This is a genomic window from Streptomyces flavalbus, from assembly GCF_042674625.1.
GTDB classification, from domain to species: Bacteria; Actinomycetota; Actinomycetes; order Streptomycetales; family Streptomycetaceae; genus Streptomyces; species Streptomyces flavalbus.
Window position 1 is genome coordinate 3,731,941 of sequence record NZ_JBHTEB010000001.1, and the last position, 19,621, is coordinate 3,751,561.

The following is a 19,621-nucleotide window of genomic DNA, read 5'->3' on the forward strand; positions in this document are numbered from 1 at the left end:
GCTCAGGGGTGCATCCGTGCGCCCTTGACCGCCTTGTCCACCGCGTTGCGCGGGCCGTACACCGCGAGGCCCACCAGGTCCAGGTCGGCGGTCGGTACGGCCCGTACCGCGGCCCGGTTGGCCTCGTCATGGCCGGTGGCGAACAGGTCGGAGGTGAAGACCGCGCGGGGCAGCGCGCGGGATAGCACGCGCGCGTGGGCCGTCGTCAGCGTCTCCTTCGTGGCCTCGAAGACCAGCACAGGCTGCCGGAACATCGGCAGGTACGGCACGGCGTCGGCGTCCTCGTACGGCTCCCCGACCACCTCGGGCACGGCCGTGCCGAGGCCGCTGACCAGGAAGGCGGTCACGTTCAGGCGCTGCCAGGGCTCCAGGTCGTCGCGGAGCAGGACGGCAATCTTGGTGTCGAATCGCGTGCTCATGCCTTGAGACTGCCGATCGTCTCCCCGGCCCGTCTTGTACGTTCTTTGCATGGCCGCCGCCCGCGAGTCCGTCACCGCCTGGCGCCCCGGCATCCCCGGCGTCGTGGAGGTCTTCCACGCCCGCTTCACCGAGTACGCCTACCCGATGCACGTCCATGACGCCTGGACGCTGCTGATCGTCGACGACGGCGCCGTACGGTACGACCTGGACCGGCACCAGCACGGCACCCCGCACGACACGGTCACCCTGCTGCCCCCCCACGTCCCGCACAACGGCTCCGCCGCCACCGCGGACGGCTTCCGCAAGCGCGTGCTGTACCTGGACGCCTCCCAGCTCGGGGAGGACCTCATCGGCCCGGCGGTCGACGCGCCCGACCTGCGTGACCCGCTGCTGCGGCGGCGCGTCGGGCAGTTGCACGGGGCGCTCACGCGGGCCGGTGACGAGTTGGAGGCGGCCAGCAGGCTGACACTGGTCGGGGAGCGGCTGCGGGCCCATCTGCGGGGGCCGGGGGCGGCCGGGCGACCGCCGTCACGTGATCCCGTCCTCGCCCGGCGGCTGCGCGAACTGCTCGACGCGCGCGTCGTCGAGGGCGTGTCCCTGGAGGACGCCGCCGCGCTGCTCCAGGCCCACCCCGCCCACCTCGTACGGGCGTTCAGTGCCGCCTACGGCATCGCGCCGCACCAGTACCTGATGTCCCGCCGCGTCGAGCGCGCCCGGCGGCTGCTGCTCGACGGGCGGTCGCCCGGGGAGGTCGCGGTCAGCACCGGGTTCTACGACCAGTCGCACCTCACGCGGCACTTCCGGAGGCTGGTGGGGGTGCCGCCGGGGCGTTACCGGCTGTCGGCCGCGGCTCCTACCTGAGGAGGACTACCGCTCCGGGCGCCGCGTCAGGTGCGCGAACGCGTCCAGGTTGCGGGTCGGTTCGCCCCGGGAGACGCGCCACGCGTACTCCTTGCGGATGGCGGTGGCGAAGCCCAGCTCCAGGAGGGTGTTGAAGCTGCCGTCGGCGGCTTCCAGGACCTGGCCGAGGAGGCGGTCGATCTCGTCGGCGGTGACGGAGGCCAGCGGCAGCTTGCCGGTGACGTAGATGTCGCCGAGCGGGTCGACGGCGTAACTGACGCCGTAAAGCTTGAGGTTGCGTTCCAGGAGCCAGCGGTGGACGCCGGGTTCGTTCTCGTCGGGGTGGCGGATGACGAAGGCGTTCAGGGACAGGGAGTGGCGGCCGACGATCAGGGAGACGGTCGTGGACAGCTTGCGGGTGCCGGGGAGCGTGACCACGTAGTGGCCGGGCTCCGGGCTCTCCCACTCCAGTTCGGCGTCCTTCAGGACGTCCTCGACGGTCCGTGCCGCCGCGTCTTGAGGTTCACCCATGGTGCTCACCCATGGTGCGAGCGTACGCGACGCCGGTGGGTGTGCAGGGCGGCCGTGTAGACCTCGGCCGTGGCCGCCGCCGCCGTGTCCCAGCCGAAGCGGCGGGCGTGCCGGGCCGCGGCCTCGCCCATCCGGTGCGTCAGCTCCGGGGACTCGGCGAAGTCGCGCAGCACGCGCGCGTACGCCGCCGGGTCGTGGCCCTGGACGAGGAAGCCGGTCTCCCCGTCGCGGACGGCGACCGGGAGGCCGCCGACCGCCGCCGCGAGCACCGGGGTGCCCGCCGCCTGCGCCTCTATGGCGACCAGGCCGAAGGACTCGCTGTAGGACGGCATCACGAGCACGGACGCCGCGCGGAACCAGTCCGCGAGCTGCTCCTGCCCGACCGGCGGCCGGAACCGTACGACGTCCGCGATGCCGAGCCGGGCGGCGAGCTTCTGGAGCCCCTCGGGCTTGGCGAGGCCGCTGCCGCTGGGGCCGCCGACGACGGGGACGACGAGCCGGGTGCGCAGTTCGGGGCGCTGGTCGAGGAGGACGGCGACCGCGCGCAGCAGCACGTCCGGGGCCTTCAGGGGCTGGATGCGGCCCGCGAAGAGCGGGATCAGGGCGTCCGGCGGCAGGCCGAGGCGGGTGCGGGCGGCGGCGCGGCCGTCCGCGGGACGGAAGCGGTCGAGGTTGACCCCGGGGTGGACGACGGCGACCTTGGCCGGGTCAGCCGCGTAGTGCCGTACCAGCTCGGCGGCCTCCTCGGCGGTGTTCGCGATCAGCCGGTCGGCGGCGTTGACGATCTGGGTCTCGCCGATGACGCGGGCGGCGGGCTCGGGGGTGTCGCCGTCGGCGAGGTTGGCGTTCTTGACCTTGGCCATGGTGTGCATGGCGTGCACCAGGGGCACGCCCCAGCGCTGGGCGGCGAGCCAGCCGACGTGGCCGGAGAGCCAGTAGTGCGAGTGGACGAGGTCGTAGTGGCCGGGGCGGTGGCCCGCCCACGCCTGCATCACGCCGTGGGTGAAGGCGCAGAGCTGGGCGGGCAGCTCCTCCTTGGCGAGGCCCTCGTAGGGGCCCGCGTCGACGTGCCGGACGACGACGCCGGGGCAGATCTCGACGGTGGGCGGAAGGGCGCCCGTGGTGGCCCGGGTGAAGATCTCCACCTCGATGTTGAGGGCGGCGAGGCGCTGGGCGAGTTCGACGATGTAGACGTTCATGCCGCCCGCGTCGCCGGTGCCGGGCTGGTGGAGCGGCGAGGTGTGCACGGAGAGCATCGCCACCCGGCGTGGGCGGCGGTGCCCGAGCCGGAGCCGCGGGGACGTCGCCGGGGAACGGCGACCGAGCCTGCTGACGTATTGGCTCACGTGCCGGTCCTCCTCGCCGTGGGCATGACTGCCAGGAGGTGCCTGGGGCCCCTCCGAAGGAGGCAACACCGGAAGGGTTCGCTCCATTTCCGGTGATCGCGTCTTTGCCGAATCATTACCGTTCTTCGCTCAACCGTTCGAGAGCGGGACGCGTCTCGATGGCCGCCCACACCGTCGCGGGTGCCCGCGCGGTGCGCCCGCATACCCTCGACGCATGACAGCCCGCGCCACGACCCGCCCCCTCGGCACGGTGACGCGCGGGACCACCAATCCGAACCGCCTGCGCCGCATGGACCGCTGGATCGCCGCCACGCACGGCGCCGAACTGCGCCGCGCCGCCGACCCCGTGGCCGTCGACCTCGGCTACGGCGCCGCCCCCTGGACCGCCGTCGAACTGCTCACCCGGCTCCGCACGGCCGCGCCCCACGCGCGCGTGGTCGGCGTCGAGATCGACCAGGGCCGGGTCGCGGCGGCCCTGCCGTACGAGCGGGACGGCCTCACCTTCCGGCACGGCGGCTTCGAGGTCCCCGTCCCCGGGAGGCCGCTGCTGATCCGCGCGGCCAACGTGCTCCGCCAGTACGACGAGGCCGAGGTCGCCGCCGTCTGGCAGCGGCTGTGCGCGCGGCTCGCGCCGGTCGACCCGTCGACGGGGTCGCGGGGCGGGCTGCTGGTCGAGGGGACGTGCGACGAGGTCGGCCGACGGCACGTGTGGGTGGCGCTCGGCCCCGAGGGGCCGCGCACCGTCACCTTCGCGACCCGGCTGGGCTCGCTGGAGCGTCCCTCCGACCTCGCGGAACGGCTGCCGAAGGCGCTCATCCACCGCAACGTCCCGGGTGAGCCGGTGCACGCGTTCCTCCGGGACTTCGACCGCGCCTGGGCCGCCGCCGCGCCCTACGCCGCCTACGGCGCCCGCCAGCGCTGGCTGCGGGCGGTACGGGACCTGCGCGCCGACTGGCCGGTCGTGGACGGGCCGCGGCGGTGGCGGCAGGGGGAAGTGACCGTGCGGTGGGCGGCGTTGGCGCCGAGGTCCTGACCTGGTCCCGATCTCGATCCCGGCCGCGGTCCCGGTTCTGGTCCCTTGGGAACGATCTCCGGCCGTCGTTCGTCGCAAAGGGTGAGGTGTTGGTCACAGGGCCGCGGGGGATTGTCGTAGACCGGAGGGAACGAGGGAGGGAGTCACCACCTCTGTCGTTTTGCGGCGCGGCATGGCACGATCCCCCGAGCGCTCGTAAGTTACTGACGGGAAATCAGTTGGGGGGCAGTGGGATGGGAACGGGCAAGCGTGGCCTGCTCACGGCGGCCGTGACCGTGGTCTGCGCGGTCACCGTACTGGCGGCGGCGCCCGGTACGGCGTTCGCGGACCCGGCCCCCACACCGAGCGGTTCGACCGCCCCCGCCGCCCCGACTCCCCCGCCGAGCAAGGACCTTGAGGAGGTCCGCCAGCGGCTGGACACGCTCTACCACGAGGCCGCCGTCGCCACCGACGCCTACAACGCCGCGGAGGAGAAGGCCGAACAGCAGTCCGCGGAGATCGTGAAGCTGGCCCAGCGGATCGTCCAGGGCAAGAAGCGGCTGGACGAGCTGAAGGACCGCGCGGGCGCCGCCGCCCGCGCCCAGTACCGCACCGGCGGGCTGCCGCCCGAGGCCCAGTTGGTGCTGAGCGACGACCCGCGGCAGTTCCTCGACGGCTCGGGCCGCATCCTCCAGGGCGAGCGCGCCACCCAGCACGTCCTGAGCGAACTGACCCGCACCCAGCAGGACCTGGAGCAGTACGCGGCGGACGCCTCCACCCAGTGGAAGAAGCTGGAGTCCAACCGCAAGGCGAAGGCCGCCGCCAAGAAGAAGATCAAGAAGCGGATCGCGGCGGCGGAGAAGCTGGAGTCCGAGCTGGAGCAGGAGGAGAAGGAGCGCCTGGAGCTGCTGGAGCGGGAGGCCGCCCGCAAGGCACAGAACGCCTGGCTCAGCTCCGGAATCCTGGACGACCTCGACCCCGAGGCGACCGGCCCGGGCAGGAAGGCCGTCGCGTACGCCACGGCCCAGATCGGCAAACCGTACGAATGGGGCGCCGAGGGGCCGATGTCGTACGACTGCTCCGGGCTGACCTCACAGGCGTGGGCGACCGCGGGCGCGGTGATCCCCCGCACCTCCCAGCAGCAGTGGAAGCAGCTCAAGCGGGTCGCCGTCGAGGACATGCGCCCCGGCGACCTCGTCATCTACTTCGACGACGCCAGCCACGTGGGCCTCTACGTCGGCGACGGCGCCATCGTGCACGCCCCGCGCCCGGGGCGGGCGGTGACGGTGGCGGGGGCCGGTTCGATGCCGATACTCGGGGTGGTCCGGCCGGGGGCGGAATGAGGGCTGTGGACCGGGTCACGTGACCCACTCCACGTCGAACACCCTCCCCCCACCCGCCCGGCGTGACCTTCGTCATCCCAGGCCAGGCGGCACCCTGTCCAACTGCGGTACGGAACGCGGCATATGACAGTGGCTTCCTGCCGGGCGACGTGTCCCACACCATTCCGTTGCGGCGCCGACACCCGCTATGGTCCCCGTCGGTAGGTCGATGTCCCTCGCCCTGCCACGCCCTCGGGGGGAGGGAAGGAACCCAAGCCAATGCCCGTACCCGTACCGCGGCAGAGAGCGATCCCGGCCGTGGAGAGTGGTCAGGCGTCGCAGTCCGCGCCCGCAGTCGGCGGCCCCACCGGCGCCGAGGCCGACACCGAGGCCCCGCGCAAGGAAGACACGGTCGCCCACCACACGGTCGGAACCCACACGACCCCCGCGAGCACCACGCTCACCCTGCTGCTCATCGAGGACGACCCGGGCGGCTCGACGATCGTGCCCGAGCTGCTGGACTCCTCCGGCAAGCCGATCCGCGTCCGCACCGCCCGCAACCTCACCGAGGCCGAGCGGCTGCTCACCGACGACGTCCACTGCATCCTGCTGGACCTCGCGCTGCCCACGCCGGGCCGCGCCGGTGACGGCGACGAGGACGAGCTGGCCCCGCTCAAGCACGTACTGGAGCTGGCCCCCCGGCACGCCGTGCTCGCGCTGACCGCCTCCGGCGACGCCGAGCGCGGCGCGGAGGCCGTGCGCGTGGGCGCCCAGGACTACCTCTTCCGCGACGAACTGGACGGACGGCTGCTGAGCCGGGCGATCCGGTACGCGGTGGAGCGGAAACGTTCCGACACGGCGGAGCGGCGGCTGGCCGAGGGCAAGCTGCGCGCGCAGGAGAACGCCCGGCTGGAGCGCGGCCTGCTGCCCACGCCCCTCCTGGACGGCTCCTCGCTGCGCTTCGCCGCCCGCTACCGCCCCGGCCGCTCCCGCGCGCTGCTCGGCGGTGACTTCTACGACACCGTCCGCACCCCCGACGGCACCGTGCACGCCATGATCGGTGACGTGTGCGGCCATGGGCCCGACGAGGCGGCGCTCGGCGTGGAGCTGCGGATCGCCTGGCGGGCGCTGACCCTGGCCGGGCTCTGCGGTGACCAGTTGCTGAGCACCCTCCAGCAGGTCCTGGAGCACGAGCGCTCCGACGAGGAGATCTTCGCGACGCTGTGCACGGTGGACATCGCCCCCGACGGCCGCCGCGCGGGCCTGTACCTCGCCGGTCACCCGTCCCCGCTGATCGCCCGCCCCGGCCGACGGCCCCACCTGCTCCCCTACGACAACAACGGCCCCGCCCTCGGCCTGCTGCCGGGCGCCCGCTGGCCGCGCATGGAGGTGGAGCTGGGCGCCGAGTGGAGCCTGATGCTCTACACGGACGGTCTGATCGAGGGCCGTGTCGGAGAGAGCGGCGAGCGGCTCGGGCAGGACGGCATGGTCGAGATGATCCGCCGCCAGCTCTCCCAGGGCCTGCGCGGAGAACAACTGCTGCGGGCCGCGGTGAGCGAGGTCCGGGAACTCAACGGCGGCGAGCTGACCGATGACGTGGCGGTGCTGTTGCTGGACCGGGGTCCCAACGGTCCGGTAGGCGCCTGACGGCTTCCGGCCGCCCCCCTGCGTGCGTGTGCCCGAAGGGCTCAGCGACCGCCGTTCCAAGGGCCGTAGGGGCCGTCGCTGCTGGAGCCCCGTCTGCTGTTGCGGCCTCCGCCCGGGAGGCTGCGGATGGCCGGGCGGACGTCGACCATGTACACGATCGTCGCGACGAGGCCGATGATCGGCAGCAGCGACAGGAGCGGGAAGAGCAGGGTCACCACGAAGGCGATCCCGAGGATGATCAGCCAGAACGGCTTGGTCTTCTTGTCGGCCGCGCGATAGGCGTCCTCACGGCGCGTGGCGGCATCGATCAGCGCGAAACCGCTGAAAACGGTCAGAGCCAGGCTCAACAGCGACATGAACCCTGCGAAACCCTGCAACAGCACGACGTCCACCACCCGACTCGACTCGACCTACGCGGTCACCGTACCCGCACATCCCGGCCCGCTACCCGAACAACGGGCCGGACACCTCACTAGTGCCCGACCCGTGACCGTTCACCTGTCCGGGTGACGCCGGACGCCCCCGCTATCACTTGGCGGGCGGAGTCGTCTTCTTGGCGGTGGCCTTGCGGGCGGCCGGGGTCTTCCTCGCCGCGGCCTTCTTGGCGGGAGCGTCGGTCTTCACGGCGGTGTCCGTCCTCCCCGCGACGACCGGCTTCTCCTCCTTCACCTCGACGGGCTGGGCCTTCGGCTCGACGGCCACGGCCAGCTCCTCGATCTCCTCGGCGGCCTCGCCGCGCCACTGCCTCACGGCCTGCTCACCGTGCTCGGCGACCTTCTCGTAGGCCTCCCGGGCCTTCACGGCGTACTCGGCGGCCACGCCGACCCCGCGCAGCGCGAGGTCCTGGGCGCTCTCACCGAGCTTCTTCAGGTCGGTGTCCAGGGAGCCGAAGAACTCCCCGACCCGGGCCTGAAGGGTCTCCTGCGTCTCCTTGACGCGGTGGGCGGCCTTCTCCTGGACGGCCTTCGGGTCGGCGTTGCGCACGGCCTCGAACCGGGCCGGGGCCTCGGTGCGCCACTGCTCCACCAGCTCCGGGACCTTCCTGGCCCGCTGGAGGGCGAGGTCGGCGGTGCCGGCGGCGAAGTACAGCGGCTTGGGGTCACTCAGGGTCTTACGCAGATCGTCTGCCATGGCCATGGGGATGATCCTCCTGGATCCGTTTCGTACGTTTCACTCGCTTCACTGGGGGTTCGCACCATTCTTACGAACCCCGGCGCTCCCCGTACTGAGGGTTTGCTGGTCTCCCGCGGCATCGCCGCCGGTGTCACCACCGGCGTCCGCGTCGACGGCGACCTCGTAGCCGTTCTCCTTGCGGAAGGACTCGTAGATCTGGAGCAGTACCTGCTTCTGCCGCTCGTTCAGCGTGGGGTCGGCGAGGATCACGGCACGGGTCTCCACCTCGTCCCGGTCCCGCTCGGCGTCGAGGATGCCCGCCCGCACGTACAGCGTCTCGGCGGAGATCCGCAGCGCCTTGGCGACCTGCTGCAGCACCTCCGCGCTCGGCTTGCGCAGCCCGCGCTCGATCTGACTCAGGTACGGGTTGGACACCCCGGCCGCGTCGGCGAGCTGCCTGAGCGACAACTGCGCGTTGCGCCGCTGCTCGCGCAGGTACTCACCGAGATTGCCGACGTTGAGCGATGCCATACGTCCACCTTGCCCCACCCTCGCTAACTTTTGCAAGCGCCCGCTTGCAAAAGTTGCCCTGGTCACTCCGCGGTGGCGGGGCGCGTGGCCGTCGCCTCCCGGGGGTCGTTCCTCGTGAGCGCCGCCAGGGTCAGGGTCACCGTGACGGAGGTGGCCGCCATCACCGTGATCGCCGTGGCGGGGGACGTCAGCTGGGCGATCGTGCCCGCGACGGCCGCGCCGACGCCCTGCATGGCGGCCATGCCGGTGGTGTGCAGGCCGAGGGCCTGCCCGGTCAGGTCGTCGGGGGTGAGGGACATCAGGCGTTCCTGGAGGACCAGGCTCGCGGCGAACCCGACCGAGGCGACCGTGACGGCCACCGCCGACAGCGCCACGCCCGGCCGCAGCACGAAGAACAGGTACGGCACCGCCAGCACCAGCCGCAGCGGCGTCGCCAGGTGGGGCCGCCACGCGGGCGGCACCAGACGACCCACGGCGAGGTCGCCCGCGAACATGCCCAGCGCGCCGCACGCGTACAGCGTGCCCGCGGAGTCGGGGGCGTAGGAGACGTAGAGCGAGTCCCCGCCGACCACCAGGCCGTTGGGCACCCACAGGCCCAGGTAGGTCAGGCGGCGGGAGCGGGAGGACCACAGGACGGCGTTGGTGCGCCAGGTCGCCGCCACGGACGGGCGGCCGGTGGAGCGCGGCGGGCGGGCCGTGAGGCCCAGACGGGTGACGAGGGCCGACACCGCGTACAGCCCCGCCGCCAGGAGCAGGCAGGTCCGGGGGGACAGCAGCACCAGCAGCGCGCCGCCGGTCGCGAACCCCGCCACCTGCGTCAGACCCCAGAGCATGTTGTAGACCGAACGGCCCAGCACGTAGCCGTCCTTGGTGAGGATCTCGTTCAGCAGCCCGCCGCGCACACCGCCGCCCAGGGAGGCGACCAGGCCCTGGAGGAGTACGACGACGAAGACCGCCCAGACCGGGAGTCCCGGCAGTGCCAGGACCGCCGTCGCCGCCGCGAAGACGAGGGAGAGGCCGGTGAGGATCGCCCGCGGGGCCAGCCGGTCGGCGGCCGAGAGCAGCAGTGCCGCCCCCGCCAGCATGGCCAGGTGCGGCCCGAACATGCTGAGCGCCGTGAGGAGCGGGGAGCCGGTGGCCCGGAACACCAGGGTGCCGAGGGCCAGGGAGCCGATCGTCTGGGCGGCGGCGGAGGCGGCGAAGGAGAGGAGGAACGGGGTGAACTCGGGGGTGCGGAAGAGGGTTCGGTAGCTGCGCATGGGTGCAGTGTCGGAGTGATCGTGGGGGGAGGGTGCGGGATTTCGCCTCGGGGGAGCCGCTCGCGCGGCGCCGCCGCCGGGACGGACGCCGGAAGCGGGGGGCCCGCGGGTGTGCGGGGCCCTCCGCTGGTTGATCGGGGCCGGTGCGGCTGGCGGATCGGTGCCGGTACGGCTGGCGGATCGGTGCCGGGGCGGCTGGTGGATCGGTGCCGGGGCGGCTGGTGGATCGGTGCCGGGGCGGCTGGTGGTTCAGTTCCGCTTCGTCGTCGTGCTGTTGAAGAGTGAGCGGGACCAGAGGTAGCCGGTTACGGCGATGGCGGCGCACCAGGTCAGTGAGATCCAGCCGTTGTCGCCGATCTCCGAACCGGAGAGGAGGCCGCGCAGGGTCTCGGTCATCGGGGTGAAGGGCTGGTACTCGGCGAACCAGCGCAGGCCCGGCGACATCGACTCGGCCGGTACGAACGCGGAGCCGAGGAACGGCAGGAACTGGATCAGCAGCGGCTTGTTGCTCGCGGACTCGACGGTCTTGGAGATCAGGCCGAGCGCCGCCGACAGCCAGGTCACCGCGAACGCGATGGCCGTGAGGAACCCGGCGGCGGCCAGCCACTCCAGCGGGCTCGCGTCCGACCGGAAGCCGACGGCGAGCGCGACGCCCACGACCAGGACGGCGCACACCATCGTCTGGATGACGCTGCCGACGACATGGCCGGTCATGAACGACGAGCGGGTGATGTCCATGGTGCGGAACCGGTTGATGATGCCCTCGGTCATGTCGGAGCAGATCGCGATCGAGGTCGACATCGAACCGGCGGCCACGCCCATGATGATGATGCCGGGCGTCAGGTAGTTCAGGTACGCGTCCCGGCCGCCGCCCATCCCGGCGCCGATCGAGTCACCGAAGGCGTACACGAACAGCAGCAGCATCAGGATCGGCGTCATGGCGCTGCCGAACCCCACGGCCGGGTAGCGGATCGCGTGCCGGAGGTTGCGCCGCAGCATCGTCGCGGAGTCGTGCACGGCGTAGGTGAGGGTGCTCATCGCGAGGTCTCCTGGGCGGTGAGGGGGCTGGCGGTCGTGCCGTGGCCGGTCAGGGCCAGGAACACGTCGTCGAGGTCGGGGGTGTGCACGGAGAGGTCGGCGGCCCGGACGCCCGCCGCGTCGAGCCGGTCCAGCAGGGCGCGCAGTGCCTCCAGTTCGCCGTCGCCCGCGACGCGCAGGGCGAGGTTCTCGTCGTCGCGGGCCGCGTCGGGGAGGGCGGCGACGGCGCGCTCGTACTCGGCGGAGTCGGTGAGCCGGAGCCGTACGTGGCTGCCGGGAATCCGGGCCTTGAGTTCCTCGGCGGTGCCCTCGGCGACGATCCGGCCGCCGTCGAGGACGGCGACGCGGTCGGCGAGCTGGTCGGCCTCCTCCAGGTACTGCGTGGTGAGGAAGACCGTCGTACCGCCCGCGACCAGCGAGCGCACCGTCTCCCACATGGTGCGGCGGCTGCGCGGGTCGAGTCCGGTCGTCGGCTCGTCCAGGAAGATCACCTGGGGGTCGCCGACCAGGGTCATCGCGAGGTCGAGTCGGCGCCGCATACCGCCGGAGAAGGTCGCGGCGCGCTGGTGGGCGACGTCCGCGATGTCGAAGCGTTCCAGCAGGCGGCGGGCCCGGGAGCGGCCCTCGCGCTTGCCGAGGCGGAGCAGGTCCGCCATGAGGATGAGGTTCTCTTCGGCGGTGAGCAGGTCGTCGAGCGCGGAGAACTGGCCGGTGACGCCGATCGCGGCGCGTACGCCGTCCGGTGCCGTGGCGACGTCGTGGCCCGCGACCTGGGCCTGTCCGCCGTCGGCCGCGATGAGCGTGGACAGGATCTGCACGGTGGTGGTCTTGCCCGCGCCGTTCGGGCCGAGCAGCGCGAAGACGGTGCCCGCGGGGATGCGGAGGTCGATGCCGTCGAGCACCGTCTTGTCGCCGTACGACTTGCGGAGGCCGAGGGTGGAGATGGCGGCGGGGGGCAGGGGGCCGTCGCCGCCGCGTTGGGCGGGGAGCGGGTGGCCGTCGTTCTCGTTGTTGCTCGACATGGGCATGACAGAAGAAGGCATGGCGCTCTCCCTTTGAGAGGCGGAAGGAGGTGGGAGTTGGGGGGGACGCTCAGACCTTGGCGCGGCGGACGTCGATGTTGCCGTAGCGGGTGCGGGCGCGGACCCGGACGGTGTCCTCGGCCTCCTCCGGCGGCCCGGAGGCGGCGAGCGTGTTGCGCACCTGCCCGTGCTCGGAGCTGACGTCCAGCCAGGCGGCGGTACCCTCGCGGACGCCGACCTCGATGGCGCCGTAGGACGTCTCCAACTGGGCGGTGCCGCGGGCGATGTCGGCGATGCGCAGGGCGCCGTGGGCGGTGGTGGCGACGACCGAGCCCTCGGCGCGGGCGATGTCGATGTCCCCGTTGGCCCCGCTGACCCGCAGGTCGCCGGTGGCGGCGCCGACGGTGGTGGAGCCGTGCGAGTTCTTCAGGACGGCGGGACCGTGGACGGTGCCGACCCGCAGGCTGCCGGAGCTGGTGGTGATCTCGGCCATGCCGTCGACGCGGTCGACGGTGATCGAGCCGTGGGAGGCGGTGAGCTGGAGCGGACCGGTCGCGTCGAGTCGTACGTCGCCGGACGAGGTCTTGACGCGGACCTCCCCGAGCTGGCCCTCACCGAGGACCTGGGCCCAGGAGCCGGTCATGTCGACGCGGGAGTCGGTGGGCAGTTCGACCGCGATGTCCACGGTGCCGGTGCGGCCGATGAGGTTGCGCTGCTTGGGCGTCCTGATGGTGAGCACGCCGCCCGCGTACGTCACGTCGGTCTGCTCGGCCGTACGGACGTCGGGGTCCCGTTTCGGGTCGCGGGGCCGTACGTCGACGACCGTGTCGGTCCGGTCGCCCGCGGTGAACCGGATGGAACCGGCGGAGACGTGCGCGGTGACGGAGATCGTGGTGGGAGTGTCGAAAGAAGGCATGGCTGTGGCGTCCTCGTGGGTCTCGGGTCGTCCCTCGCGGGACGTGAAGGGTGGTTGGGGTGCGGGTGGGGGGGTGAGGGGTGCGGGTCCGGGTCGGGGGCTAGCGCACCCAGCCGGTGAAGCTCTGTCCGATGGTGCGGGTCTTCTCCGTCGTACGGGGCTGGCCGCCGCCGTCGACCGCGGCGGACACGGCCCGTACGAGCCAGGCGTTGACCGAGAGGCCCTCGCGGCTCGCGGCCTCCTCGGCGCGGGCCTTGAGGTGGGCGGGCAGCCGCAGGTTGACGCGTGCGGTGCCGCCCTCGTCGCCCTCTGGGGGCGGCGGCGTCCGGAACGGTTCGACGGGCGCGACCGGCGCCTCCACGGGGCTGGCGCCAGCGGGCGGCGGGGTCACGACGAAGTCGGGGTCGAGTCCGCGCAGCCGTACGTCGACGGAGCCGGGGGCGAGCTCGCGGGTGATCTCGTCCATCGCGGCGGAGAGCACGTTGAGCAGGGTCAGCCGGGTCGCCGACTCCAGCGGAGCGGTGAGCCGCTCGGCCAGCTCCCGAGCGTCTTCACCCCCCGCCTCGGCGGCCACCGCGAGTTCGCGTCGCAGGGTGTCGACATACGGTGTGAGGTCCATGGCCGCTATCTTGGCACCACAGTGACGCCATCCGCAACCCCGAATGGCACCACTCATGACACACAACGCCACCATCCCGCGCTGAGCTGCGTAAACGCCGGGAAATTCGCCAAAACCCCACGGCTCCACGCACGGCAACGCCCCACTGCCAGCACACGACACCACCCGAGTGGCACCACCCGGCACCACTTGGCGCCACTTGGCACCACCTGACACCCTCTGACTCGCGACGTAGGGAACGGACGATGGACCTCTCTGACGACGGCCCCGAGTTGGCTCCCGCCTGGCGCGAAGCCGACAACAACCTGTACGGCGTCCTGCGCAACCGCGGCGCCTCGGCGGTGGCCGGGCAGTTCGTCGGCGCTGGCTGGCGGTCCCGGTCGTCGTCCTGGGACGCGTACGAGGTCGAGACGGCCTGGTGCCAGGTCGAGCTGGACCCGGCCGACGGGTCGGACACCCTGCTGCACGGCGTCATCGACCCCGACAGGCTCGACACCCTCGCCGCGCTGCTCTCCCGCTTCGGCGTGCGCTTCACCCTTGAGCTGTACGACGAGAGCGGCGCCCTCACCCGAGAAGTTCACCGGCTGAGCCCTCCCAGCCCCTCCCCCGCCCCCCTCCCCCCACCCTCTTCGCAGCCCCGTGTCACACCCGCAAGCCCTGTCTCGTCTCCGTCGTGTCAGAGGGCTGGCAGGCGATGGGTGCCGAGAAGGTGGGTGAGGGTGGTTATGCGGGTGTTCGTGGCCGGGGGGACCGGCGTCCTCGGGCGGCGGGTGGTGGTGCGGCTGGTGGCCCGGGGGCATCAGGTGACGGCCACGACCACGAGCGCGGCCAAGCTGGGGCTGCTCCGGCGGCTGGGGGCGGCGGGCGTGGTCATGGACGGGCTGGACGCGATGTCGGTCGGCGAGGCCGTGGCCGCCGCGTCGCCGGACGCGATCGTGCACCAGATGACCGCCCTCGCCGCGGCCCACGCGGGCAGGCCCCGCCTCGGGCGGCTGGACCGCTGGTCCGCCACCACGATCCGGCTGCGCACCGAGGGCACGGACCACCTGCTCGCCGCCGCCCAGGGCACCGGCGTCCGCCACGTCCTCGCGCAGAGCTTCGCGGGCTGGAACGGCATCCGCGAGGGCGGCTGGGTGAAGACCGAGGACGACCCCCTCGACCCGCACGAGGGCACGGCCGCCCACCCGGCCGCCATGGCGATCAGGTACGTCGAGGACACTGTCGCGGGAGACGGCGGCACCGTCCTGCGCTACGGCGAGTTCTACGGGCCGGGCGCGACCGACGACCAGGTCCGACGCGTCCGGGGCCGGAGGTTCCCGCTCCTCGGCGACGGCGCCGGGCACCACTCGTGGGTGCACGTCGACGACGCGGCGAGCGCCACCGTACTGGCCGTGGAACAGAAGGCGAGGGGCGTGTTCAACATCGTCGACGACGAACCGGCACCGGCCCGCGAGTGGCTCCCCCATCTCGCGGCCTGCGTCGGCGCCAAGCCACCGGTGCGCCTGCCCGGCTGGCTGGCCCGGCTGCTCGCCGGGGAGGTCGCGGTGGCCGTGATGACCGAGGGTCGCGGCTTCTCCAACGCCAGGGCCAAGCGCGAACTGGGCTGGGAACTGCACTACCCGTCATGGCGGGAAGGCTTCAGGGAGGGACTGGCATGACCCGTACCGAGGAGACTGGCATGACCCGTACCGAGGAGTTCGAGGAACTGCGACCACTGCTCTTCGCCATCGCCTACCGCCTCCTCGGCAGCGTGAGCGAGGCGGAGGACGCCGTCCAGGAGACCTGGCTGCGCTGGGAGGCCGCCCCCACCACGCCCAAGTCGACCCGGGCCTTCCTGTCCGCCGTGGTCACCCGGATCTCCATCGACATCCTGCGCTCGGCCCGCGTCCGCCGCGAGCAGTACGTCGGCCCCTGGTTCCCGGAGCCGCTGATGACCGACCCCTACGACGACCCGGAACGCTCCGCGGAACTGGCCGACTCGGTGTCCGTGGCCGCGCTGCTCCTCCTGGAACGGCTGAGCCCGCTGGAACGCGCGGTGTTCGTGTTGCGGGAGGTGTTCGGGTTCGGCTTCCCGGAAATCGCCACGGCCGTGGGCCGCTCGGAGGCCGCCTGCCGCCAGCTCGCGGTCCGCGCCCGCCGCCACATGGAGGCCGGGCGCCCCCGCTTCGCCGCCGACCACGAGGAGCGCGAGGAACTCGCCGGGCGGTTCTTCGACGCCTTCCGCGAGGGCGATCTGAAGGGGCTGCGGGAACTGCTCGCCGCCGACGTGCAGTTGGTCAGCGACAGCGGCGGCAAGGCGCCGAAGTTCCGCGCCGGCGTCTTCGGCGCGGAGCAGGTGTCCCGGCTGCTCGCCGTACTCGTCACACCGTTCGTGCGGATCGGCGGCTCGGTGGAGCAGCGCCACGTCAACGGCCAGCCCGGCGCGGTCTTCCGGGACCGGCACGGCAAGGTCATCAACACCCTCGTACTCGACATCCTGGACGGCCGGGTCCAGGCCATCCGCTCCGTCCTCAACCCCGAGAAGCTCAGCCACGTCGGCCCGGTCGCCAACGTCTGGACGGTCGACCGCGAGACCAGGCAGGCCCTGCGCCAGAGAACCGCGGAGGCGTGACGCCGTATCGTCCCTGTTCCGGGCTTTGACCTTCCCCCTGGGGCAGCCCCCAGCATCATCCGTGCCGGGCGACACCGCCCGGCACGAGGAAGGCGAGGACGGTGGACGTGGACGGCACGGACCTGCTGACCATCGGTGCGTTCGCGCGGGCGGCACGCCTGTCGCCCAAGGCACTGCGGCTGTACGACGAGCTGGGCCTGCTGCCCCCGGCGCGGGTCGACCCCGTGACCGGCTACCGGCACTACGCGCCCCGGCAGTTGGAGCGGGCCCGGCTGGTGGCCTGGCTCCGGCGGCTGGGGATGCCGCTGGCCCGTATCCGCCGCGTCTGCGAGGCGGTGGACGCCAGGACCACGGAGACCGGAGCCGCCGCCCAGGAGGTACGCGCCTACTGGGCGGAGGTCGAGGCCGACGTCGCCGCCCGCCGGGACCTGGTCGCCTTCCTCGTCGACCACCTGTCAGGGAAGGAACCACCGATGGACCCACTGACGGCACCCGCCACCGCGCCCCTGGAGATCCGCTACGCCGCGCTCTCCGACGCCGGGCTGGTCCGCGAGAGCAACCAGGACACCGTGTACGCGGGCGCCCGGCTGCTCGCCGTGGCCGACGGGTTCGGTACGGGCGGCGCGCCCGCCAGCGCCGCCGCCGTGGACGCGCTCAGGCGGCTGGAGACGGACGGCGTCCCGGCGGGCAACCTCCTCAACGTCCTGGAGGACGCGGTGGAGCGGGCCGAGCGCGCGGTACACGGCGTCGCCGCCGCCGACCCGTCGACGGCGGAGGCGGGCACCACGCTCACCGCCCTCCTCTGGACGGGCTCGCAGCTCGCCCTCGTCCACATCGGCGACTCGCGCGCCCATCTGCTCCGGGACGGGGAGCTGTTCCAGATCACCCACGACCACACCATGGTCCAGTCGATGGTCGACGAGGGCCGCCTGACCCCGGAGGAGGCCGCCTCACACCCCCAGCGCTCGCTGCTCGTACGGGCCCTGGGCGCCGACGGCGAGGCCGCGGCCGACCTGCGGCTGCACGACGCCCGCGCGGGCGACCGGTACCTGCTCTGCTCGGACGGCCTCTCCACCGTCGTACCCGTGGCGGAGGTCCGCGAGGTGCTGCTCGGCACGGCCGACGACCCGGAGCGGGCCGTACGCGAACTCATCGAGCGCGCCAACCGCTCGGGCGGCCCCGACAACGTGAGCTGCGTGGTGGCCGACGTGAGGGAGCGGCGGTGACCCGGCGCCGCTGATACCCACTGACACCCACTGACACCCACTGAGACCCACTGACACCCACTGATACCCACAAAAAAGTGGGTACTTGGCAGGGCGCGGCTACGACGAGACGCTGAGGGGGTCAGTCAACGGGCCACCAGCCGCTCCAGCCGCCGGTGGCCCCAGTCGGAGAGGGGGCCCAGCACCTCGGACAGCTCACGTCCGAAGTCGGTCAGCGAGTAGACCGTCTTCAGCGGCAGACCGTCGTGCACCTCGCGGTGCACCAGACCGTCCTCCGCCATCTCGCGCAGCGCCTGCGTCAGCACCTTCTCGCTGAGGCCGGGCAGCCGTCGGCGCAGTTCGCCGGGGCGGTGCGGCCCGGACTCCAGCAGCCACAGCAGGCTCGTCTTCCACTTGCCGTCGATCACGGCGATCGCGGCGGTCACCCCGCACACGTTCGGGTCCTGGGCCCGGCTGCGCGTCATCCTCGCCCCCTCGGCGATCCACTCTTCCCCACCACCATGCGAACGCACGGGAGTTCCCGCATGTCCTCGTACGACGACCAGTCTGCCGTCAGCGTCCTCGGCCTCGGTCCGATGGGCCGCGCCCTGGCCGCTGCCTTCCTCGACTCCGGCCTGCGCACCACCGTCTGGAACCGCACCCCAGGGCGGGCCGAGGAACTGACGGCCCGTGGGGCGACGACGGCCCCGACCGCCGCGGAGGCGGCCCGCGCGAGCGCGCTGACCGTGGTCTGCGTGGTGAACTACGACGCCTCCGACGCCATCCTCCGTGAGGAGGAGGTGACCGACGCCCTCAAGGGGCGCACGGTCGTCAACCTCAGCGCCGACACGCCGGGCCGGGCCCGGGACACCGGCGCCTGGGCGGACCAGCACGGCGTCGGCTACCTCGACGGCGCGATCATGACCCCGGCCACCACCATCGGCACGCCGGACGCGGTGTTCCTGCACAGCGGCCCACGCGAGCTGTACGAGCGCCACCGGCCCGTCCTCGACGCCCTCGGCGGCACGCACACCCACCTCGGGGAGGACATCGGCCGCGCCGCGGCCTACGACATCGCCCTGCTCGACATCTTCTGGACGGCCATGGCGGGCTACGCGCACGCCCTCGCCGTGGCCCGCGCGGAGGGCATCACCGGTCGCGAGCTGGCGCCCTTCGCGCAGGGCATCGCCGCGATCCTGCCGCCGCTGATCGAGCAGTTCGCGGCCGACGCCGACGACGGCACGTACTCCGGCGACCTCAACCCGATCACGTCGGCGGCCTCCTCCATGGCCCACATCGTGCACGCCTCGGAGGCCCACGGCATCGACGCGAGCGTCCTACGCGCGGCGGAGGGCCAGGCCCGCCGCGTCATCGCCCTGGGCCACGCCACCGACGGCTTCATGCGCGTCACCGACCTCCTGACCCGCCACTGAGCCATCCCTCCAGCAGGCCGCAGTCACCGCCGGGTCGGCAACGGCCCGGTCAGGTGGTCGTACGACGTCACGATCACGTCCGCGCCGCCCGTGCGTAGGCCGTGGGCCTTGCGGGCGTTGCGGGCGTAGCCGATGAACGGCACCCCGGCCGCGCGGGCCGCGGTGGCGTCCGTGCTGGTGTCGCCGATCATGACGGCGTCGGCGGGGGTGAGGGCGAGGGCGCGCAGGGCGCGGTGCAGGACGTCGGGGTGGGGCTTCATCAGGCCGGGGTCGGCCGTGCGGCCCTGGACGGTGTCGAAGTGGCCGAGCAGGCCCCTGCCGTCCAGGTAGGCCGTCGCCGCGCCGGGGGCGTTGTTGGTGACGACCGCCAGGCGGGCGCCCCGGCGCGCCAGCCACGTCACGAGGGCGTCAGCGCGCGGGGTGGGCCAGGCGGACCGCGCGGCGGACAGCTCACCGGCGGTGACGGCGGCCTCCATCACCGCCAGCGGCTCGGTGACGTCCCGCTCGTGCCGTGCCCGGTGCACGGCGCACAGCACCACGTGCGGGTCGATGCTGGCGCGCTGGGACTCGTTCAGTACACCGCCCAGACCGAACTTGTCGACCAGGTTCCGCACCTCGTCCGCGAGGGGCGCCGAGGCTCCCTCGGGGAAGAGGCGGCAGAGGGGTCCGTCGAAGTCGAACAGCACGCACGCCGCCCCGTCGAGCAGTTCCCGCGCCCTCCGGTCGGCCGTCGTCACGCCACCGCCAACGCCCCCG

At 72.9% G+C, this 19,621-nt stretch carries 21 protein-coding genes; 8 read left to right on the plus strand and 13 right to left on the minus strand.

Translation table 11 applies throughout. The features are described 5' to 3' along the window. Window positions 1-2: 2 nt before the first annotated feature. Window positions 3-470 (minus strand): DUF2000 family protein, encoded by a 468-nt coding sequence (locus tag ACFQZ6_RS16675; RefSeq protein WP_381609590.1) that lies wholly within the window; start codon window positions 468-470, stop codon window positions 3-5. On the opposite strand from ACFQZ6_RS16675, the gene ACFQZ6_RS16680 reads away from it, so the two are divergent. Further along, window positions 469-1,281 carry a helix-turn-helix transcriptional regulator gene (locus ACFQZ6_RS16680; protein ID WP_381609593.1) on the plus strand — a complete coding sequence of 271 codons (813 nt, stop codon included), beginning with the start codon at window positions 469-471 and terminating at the stop codon, window positions 1,279-1,281. The two genes, ACFQZ6_RS16675 and ACFQZ6_RS16680, sit on opposite strands and share 2 nt — an antisense overlap. Window positions 1,282-1,287: 6 nt before the next feature. On the opposite strand, the gene ACFQZ6_RS16685 is transcribed toward ACFQZ6_RS16680, so the two are convergent. Together ACFQZ6_RS16685 and mshA are read right to left on the minus strand one after the other, a co-directional pair. Beyond that, complete coding sequence (locus ACFQZ6_RS16685; protein ID WP_381609595.1) at window positions 1,288-1,791, minus strand: type III secretion system chaperone family protein; 504 nt, start codon at window positions 1,789-1,791, stop codon at window positions 1,288-1,290. Window positions 1,792-1,796: 5 nt separating this feature from the next. After that, a complete protein-coding gene (mshA, locus tag ACFQZ6_RS16690) occupies window positions 1,797-3,137 on the minus strand; it encodes a D-inositol-3-phosphate glycosyltransferase (protein WP_381609598.1) in 1,341 nt (446 codons plus the stop codon). Window positions 3,138-3,351: 214 nt separating this feature from the next. Between mshA and ACFQZ6_RS16695 the strand changes: the two genes are divergently transcribed. The 3 genes from ACFQZ6_RS16695 to ACFQZ6_RS16705 all read left to right on the plus strand — a co-directional run bounded on the left by ACFQZ6_RS16695 (window position 3,352) and on the right by ACFQZ6_RS16705 (window position 7,118). Then, complete coding sequence (locus tag ACFQZ6_RS16695; protein ID WP_381609601.1) at window positions 3,352-4,170, plus strand: class I SAM-dependent methyltransferase; 819 nt, start codon at window positions 3,352-3,354, stop codon at window positions 4,168-4,170. Window positions 4,171-4,403: 233 nt separating this feature from the next. Further along, window positions 4,404-5,492 (plus strand): C40 family peptidase, encoded by a 1,089-nt coding sequence (locus ACFQZ6_RS16700; protein ID WP_381609604.1) that lies wholly within the window; start codon window positions 4,404-4,406, stop codon window positions 5,490-5,492. A gap of 258 nt (window positions 5,493-5,750) precedes the next feature. Then, a complete protein-coding gene (locus ACFQZ6_RS16705) occupies window positions 5,751-7,118 on the plus strand; it encodes a PP2C family protein-serine/threonine phosphatase (RefSeq protein WP_381609607.1) in 1,368 nt (455 codons plus the stop codon). Between the two features lie 41 nt (window positions 7,119-7,159). Here the strand turns inward: ACFQZ6_RS16705 and ACFQZ6_RS16710 are convergent, their stop codons facing one another. From ACFQZ6_RS16710 to ACFQZ6_RS16745, 8 genes are all read right to left on the minus strand, one after another. Further along, complete coding sequence (locus ACFQZ6_RS16710; protein WP_381618365.1) at window positions 7,160-7,501, minus strand: DUF2516 family protein; 342 nt, start codon at window positions 7,499-7,501, stop codon at window positions 7,160-7,162. Window positions 7,502-7,646: 145 nt separating this feature from the next. Next, the gene (locus tag ACFQZ6_RS16715; protein ID WP_381609610.1) at window positions 7,647-8,255 is read right to left on the minus strand and encodes a hypothetical protein; all 609 of its coding nucleotides are present in this window, start codon (window positions 8,253-8,255) and stop codon (window positions 7,647-7,649) included. A 42-nt stretch (window positions 8,256-8,297) separates the two neighbouring features. Next, on the minus strand, window positions 8,298-8,762 hold the full coding sequence (locus tag ACFQZ6_RS16720; RefSeq protein ID WP_381609613.1) for a helix-turn-helix domain-containing protein: 465 nt from the start codon (window positions 8,760-8,762) through the stop codon (window positions 8,298-8,300). A 62-nt stretch (window positions 8,763-8,824) separates the two neighbouring features. Continuing rightward, window positions 8,825-10,021 (minus strand): MFS transporter, encoded by a 1,197-nt coding sequence (locus ACFQZ6_RS16725; protein ID WP_381609616.1) that lies wholly within the window; start codon window positions 10,019-10,021, stop codon window positions 8,825-8,827. Window positions 10,022-10,270: 249 nt separating this feature from the next. Further along, a complete protein-coding gene (locus ACFQZ6_RS16730; RefSeq protein ID WP_381609619.1) occupies window positions 10,271-11,059 on the minus strand; it encodes an ABC transporter permease in 789 nt (262 codons plus the stop codon). Next, a complete protein-coding gene (locus ACFQZ6_RS16735; protein WP_381609622.1) occupies window positions 11,056-12,102 on the minus strand; it encodes an ATP-binding cassette domain-containing protein in 1,047 nt (348 codons plus the stop codon). Before ACFQZ6_RS16735 ends, ACFQZ6_RS16730 begins: the two co-directional genes overlap by 4 nt. 49 nt (window positions 12,103-12,151) lie before the next feature. After that, a complete protein-coding gene (locus tag ACFQZ6_RS16740) occupies window positions 12,152-12,997 on the minus strand; it encodes a DUF4097 family beta strand repeat-containing protein (protein ID WP_381609625.1) in 846 nt (281 codons plus the stop codon). Between the two features lie 100 nt (window positions 12,998-13,097). Next, the gene (locus ACFQZ6_RS16745) at window positions 13,098-13,616 is read right to left on the minus strand and encodes a toxin-antitoxin system HicB family antitoxin (RefSeq protein WP_381609628.1); all 519 of its coding nucleotides are present in this window, start codon (window positions 13,614-13,616) and stop codon (window positions 13,098-13,100) included. A 245-nt stretch (window positions 13,617-13,861) separates the two neighbouring features. Between ACFQZ6_RS16745 and ACFQZ6_RS16750 the strand changes: the two genes are divergently transcribed. From ACFQZ6_RS16750 to ACFQZ6_RS16760, 3 genes are all read left to right on the plus strand, one after another. After that, on the plus strand, window positions 13,862-15,274 hold the full coding sequence (locus ACFQZ6_RS16750) for an NAD-dependent epimerase/dehydratase family protein (RefSeq protein WP_381609631.1): 1,413 nt from the start codon (window positions 13,862-13,864) through the stop codon (window positions 15,272-15,274). 20 nt (window positions 15,275-15,294) lie between these two features. Then, the gene (locus ACFQZ6_RS16755) at window positions 15,295-16,227 is read left to right on the plus strand and encodes an RNA polymerase sigma-70 factor (protein WP_381609634.1); all 933 of its coding nucleotides are present in this window, start codon (window positions 15,295-15,297) and stop codon (window positions 16,225-16,227) included. A 101-nt stretch (window positions 16,228-16,328) separates the two neighbouring features. Continuing rightward, the gene (locus ACFQZ6_RS16760) at window positions 16,329-17,453 is read left to right on the plus strand and encodes a MerR family transcriptional regulator (protein WP_381609637.1); all 1,125 of its coding nucleotides are present in this window, start codon (window positions 16,329-16,331) and stop codon (window positions 17,451-17,453) included. A 125-nt stretch (window positions 17,454-17,578) separates the two neighbouring features. Here the strand turns inward: ACFQZ6_RS16760 and ACFQZ6_RS16765 are convergent, their stop codons facing one another. Beyond that, window positions 17,579-17,917 (minus strand): winged helix-turn-helix transcriptional regulator, encoded by a 339-nt coding sequence (locus tag ACFQZ6_RS16765; protein ID WP_381609640.1) that lies wholly within the window; start codon window positions 17,915-17,917, stop codon window positions 17,579-17,581. 60 nt (window positions 17,918-17,977) lie between these two features. Here ACFQZ6_RS16765 and ACFQZ6_RS16770 point away from each other — a divergent pair, with 60 nt between their 5' ends. Beyond that, window positions 17,978-18,865, plus strand: a complete 888-nt coding sequence (locus ACFQZ6_RS16770; RefSeq protein WP_381609643.1) for an NAD(P)-dependent oxidoreductase — start codon at window positions 17,978-17,980, stop codon at window positions 18,863-18,865. A gap of 23 nt (window positions 18,866-18,888) precedes the next feature. On the opposite strand, the gene ACFQZ6_RS16775 is transcribed toward ACFQZ6_RS16770, so the two are convergent. Next, window positions 18,889-19,602, minus strand: a complete 714-nt coding sequence (locus ACFQZ6_RS16775) for an HAD family hydrolase (protein WP_381609646.1) — start codon at window positions 19,600-19,602, stop codon at window positions 18,889-18,891. Between the last annotated feature and the right edge of the window lie 19 nt (window positions 19,603-19,621).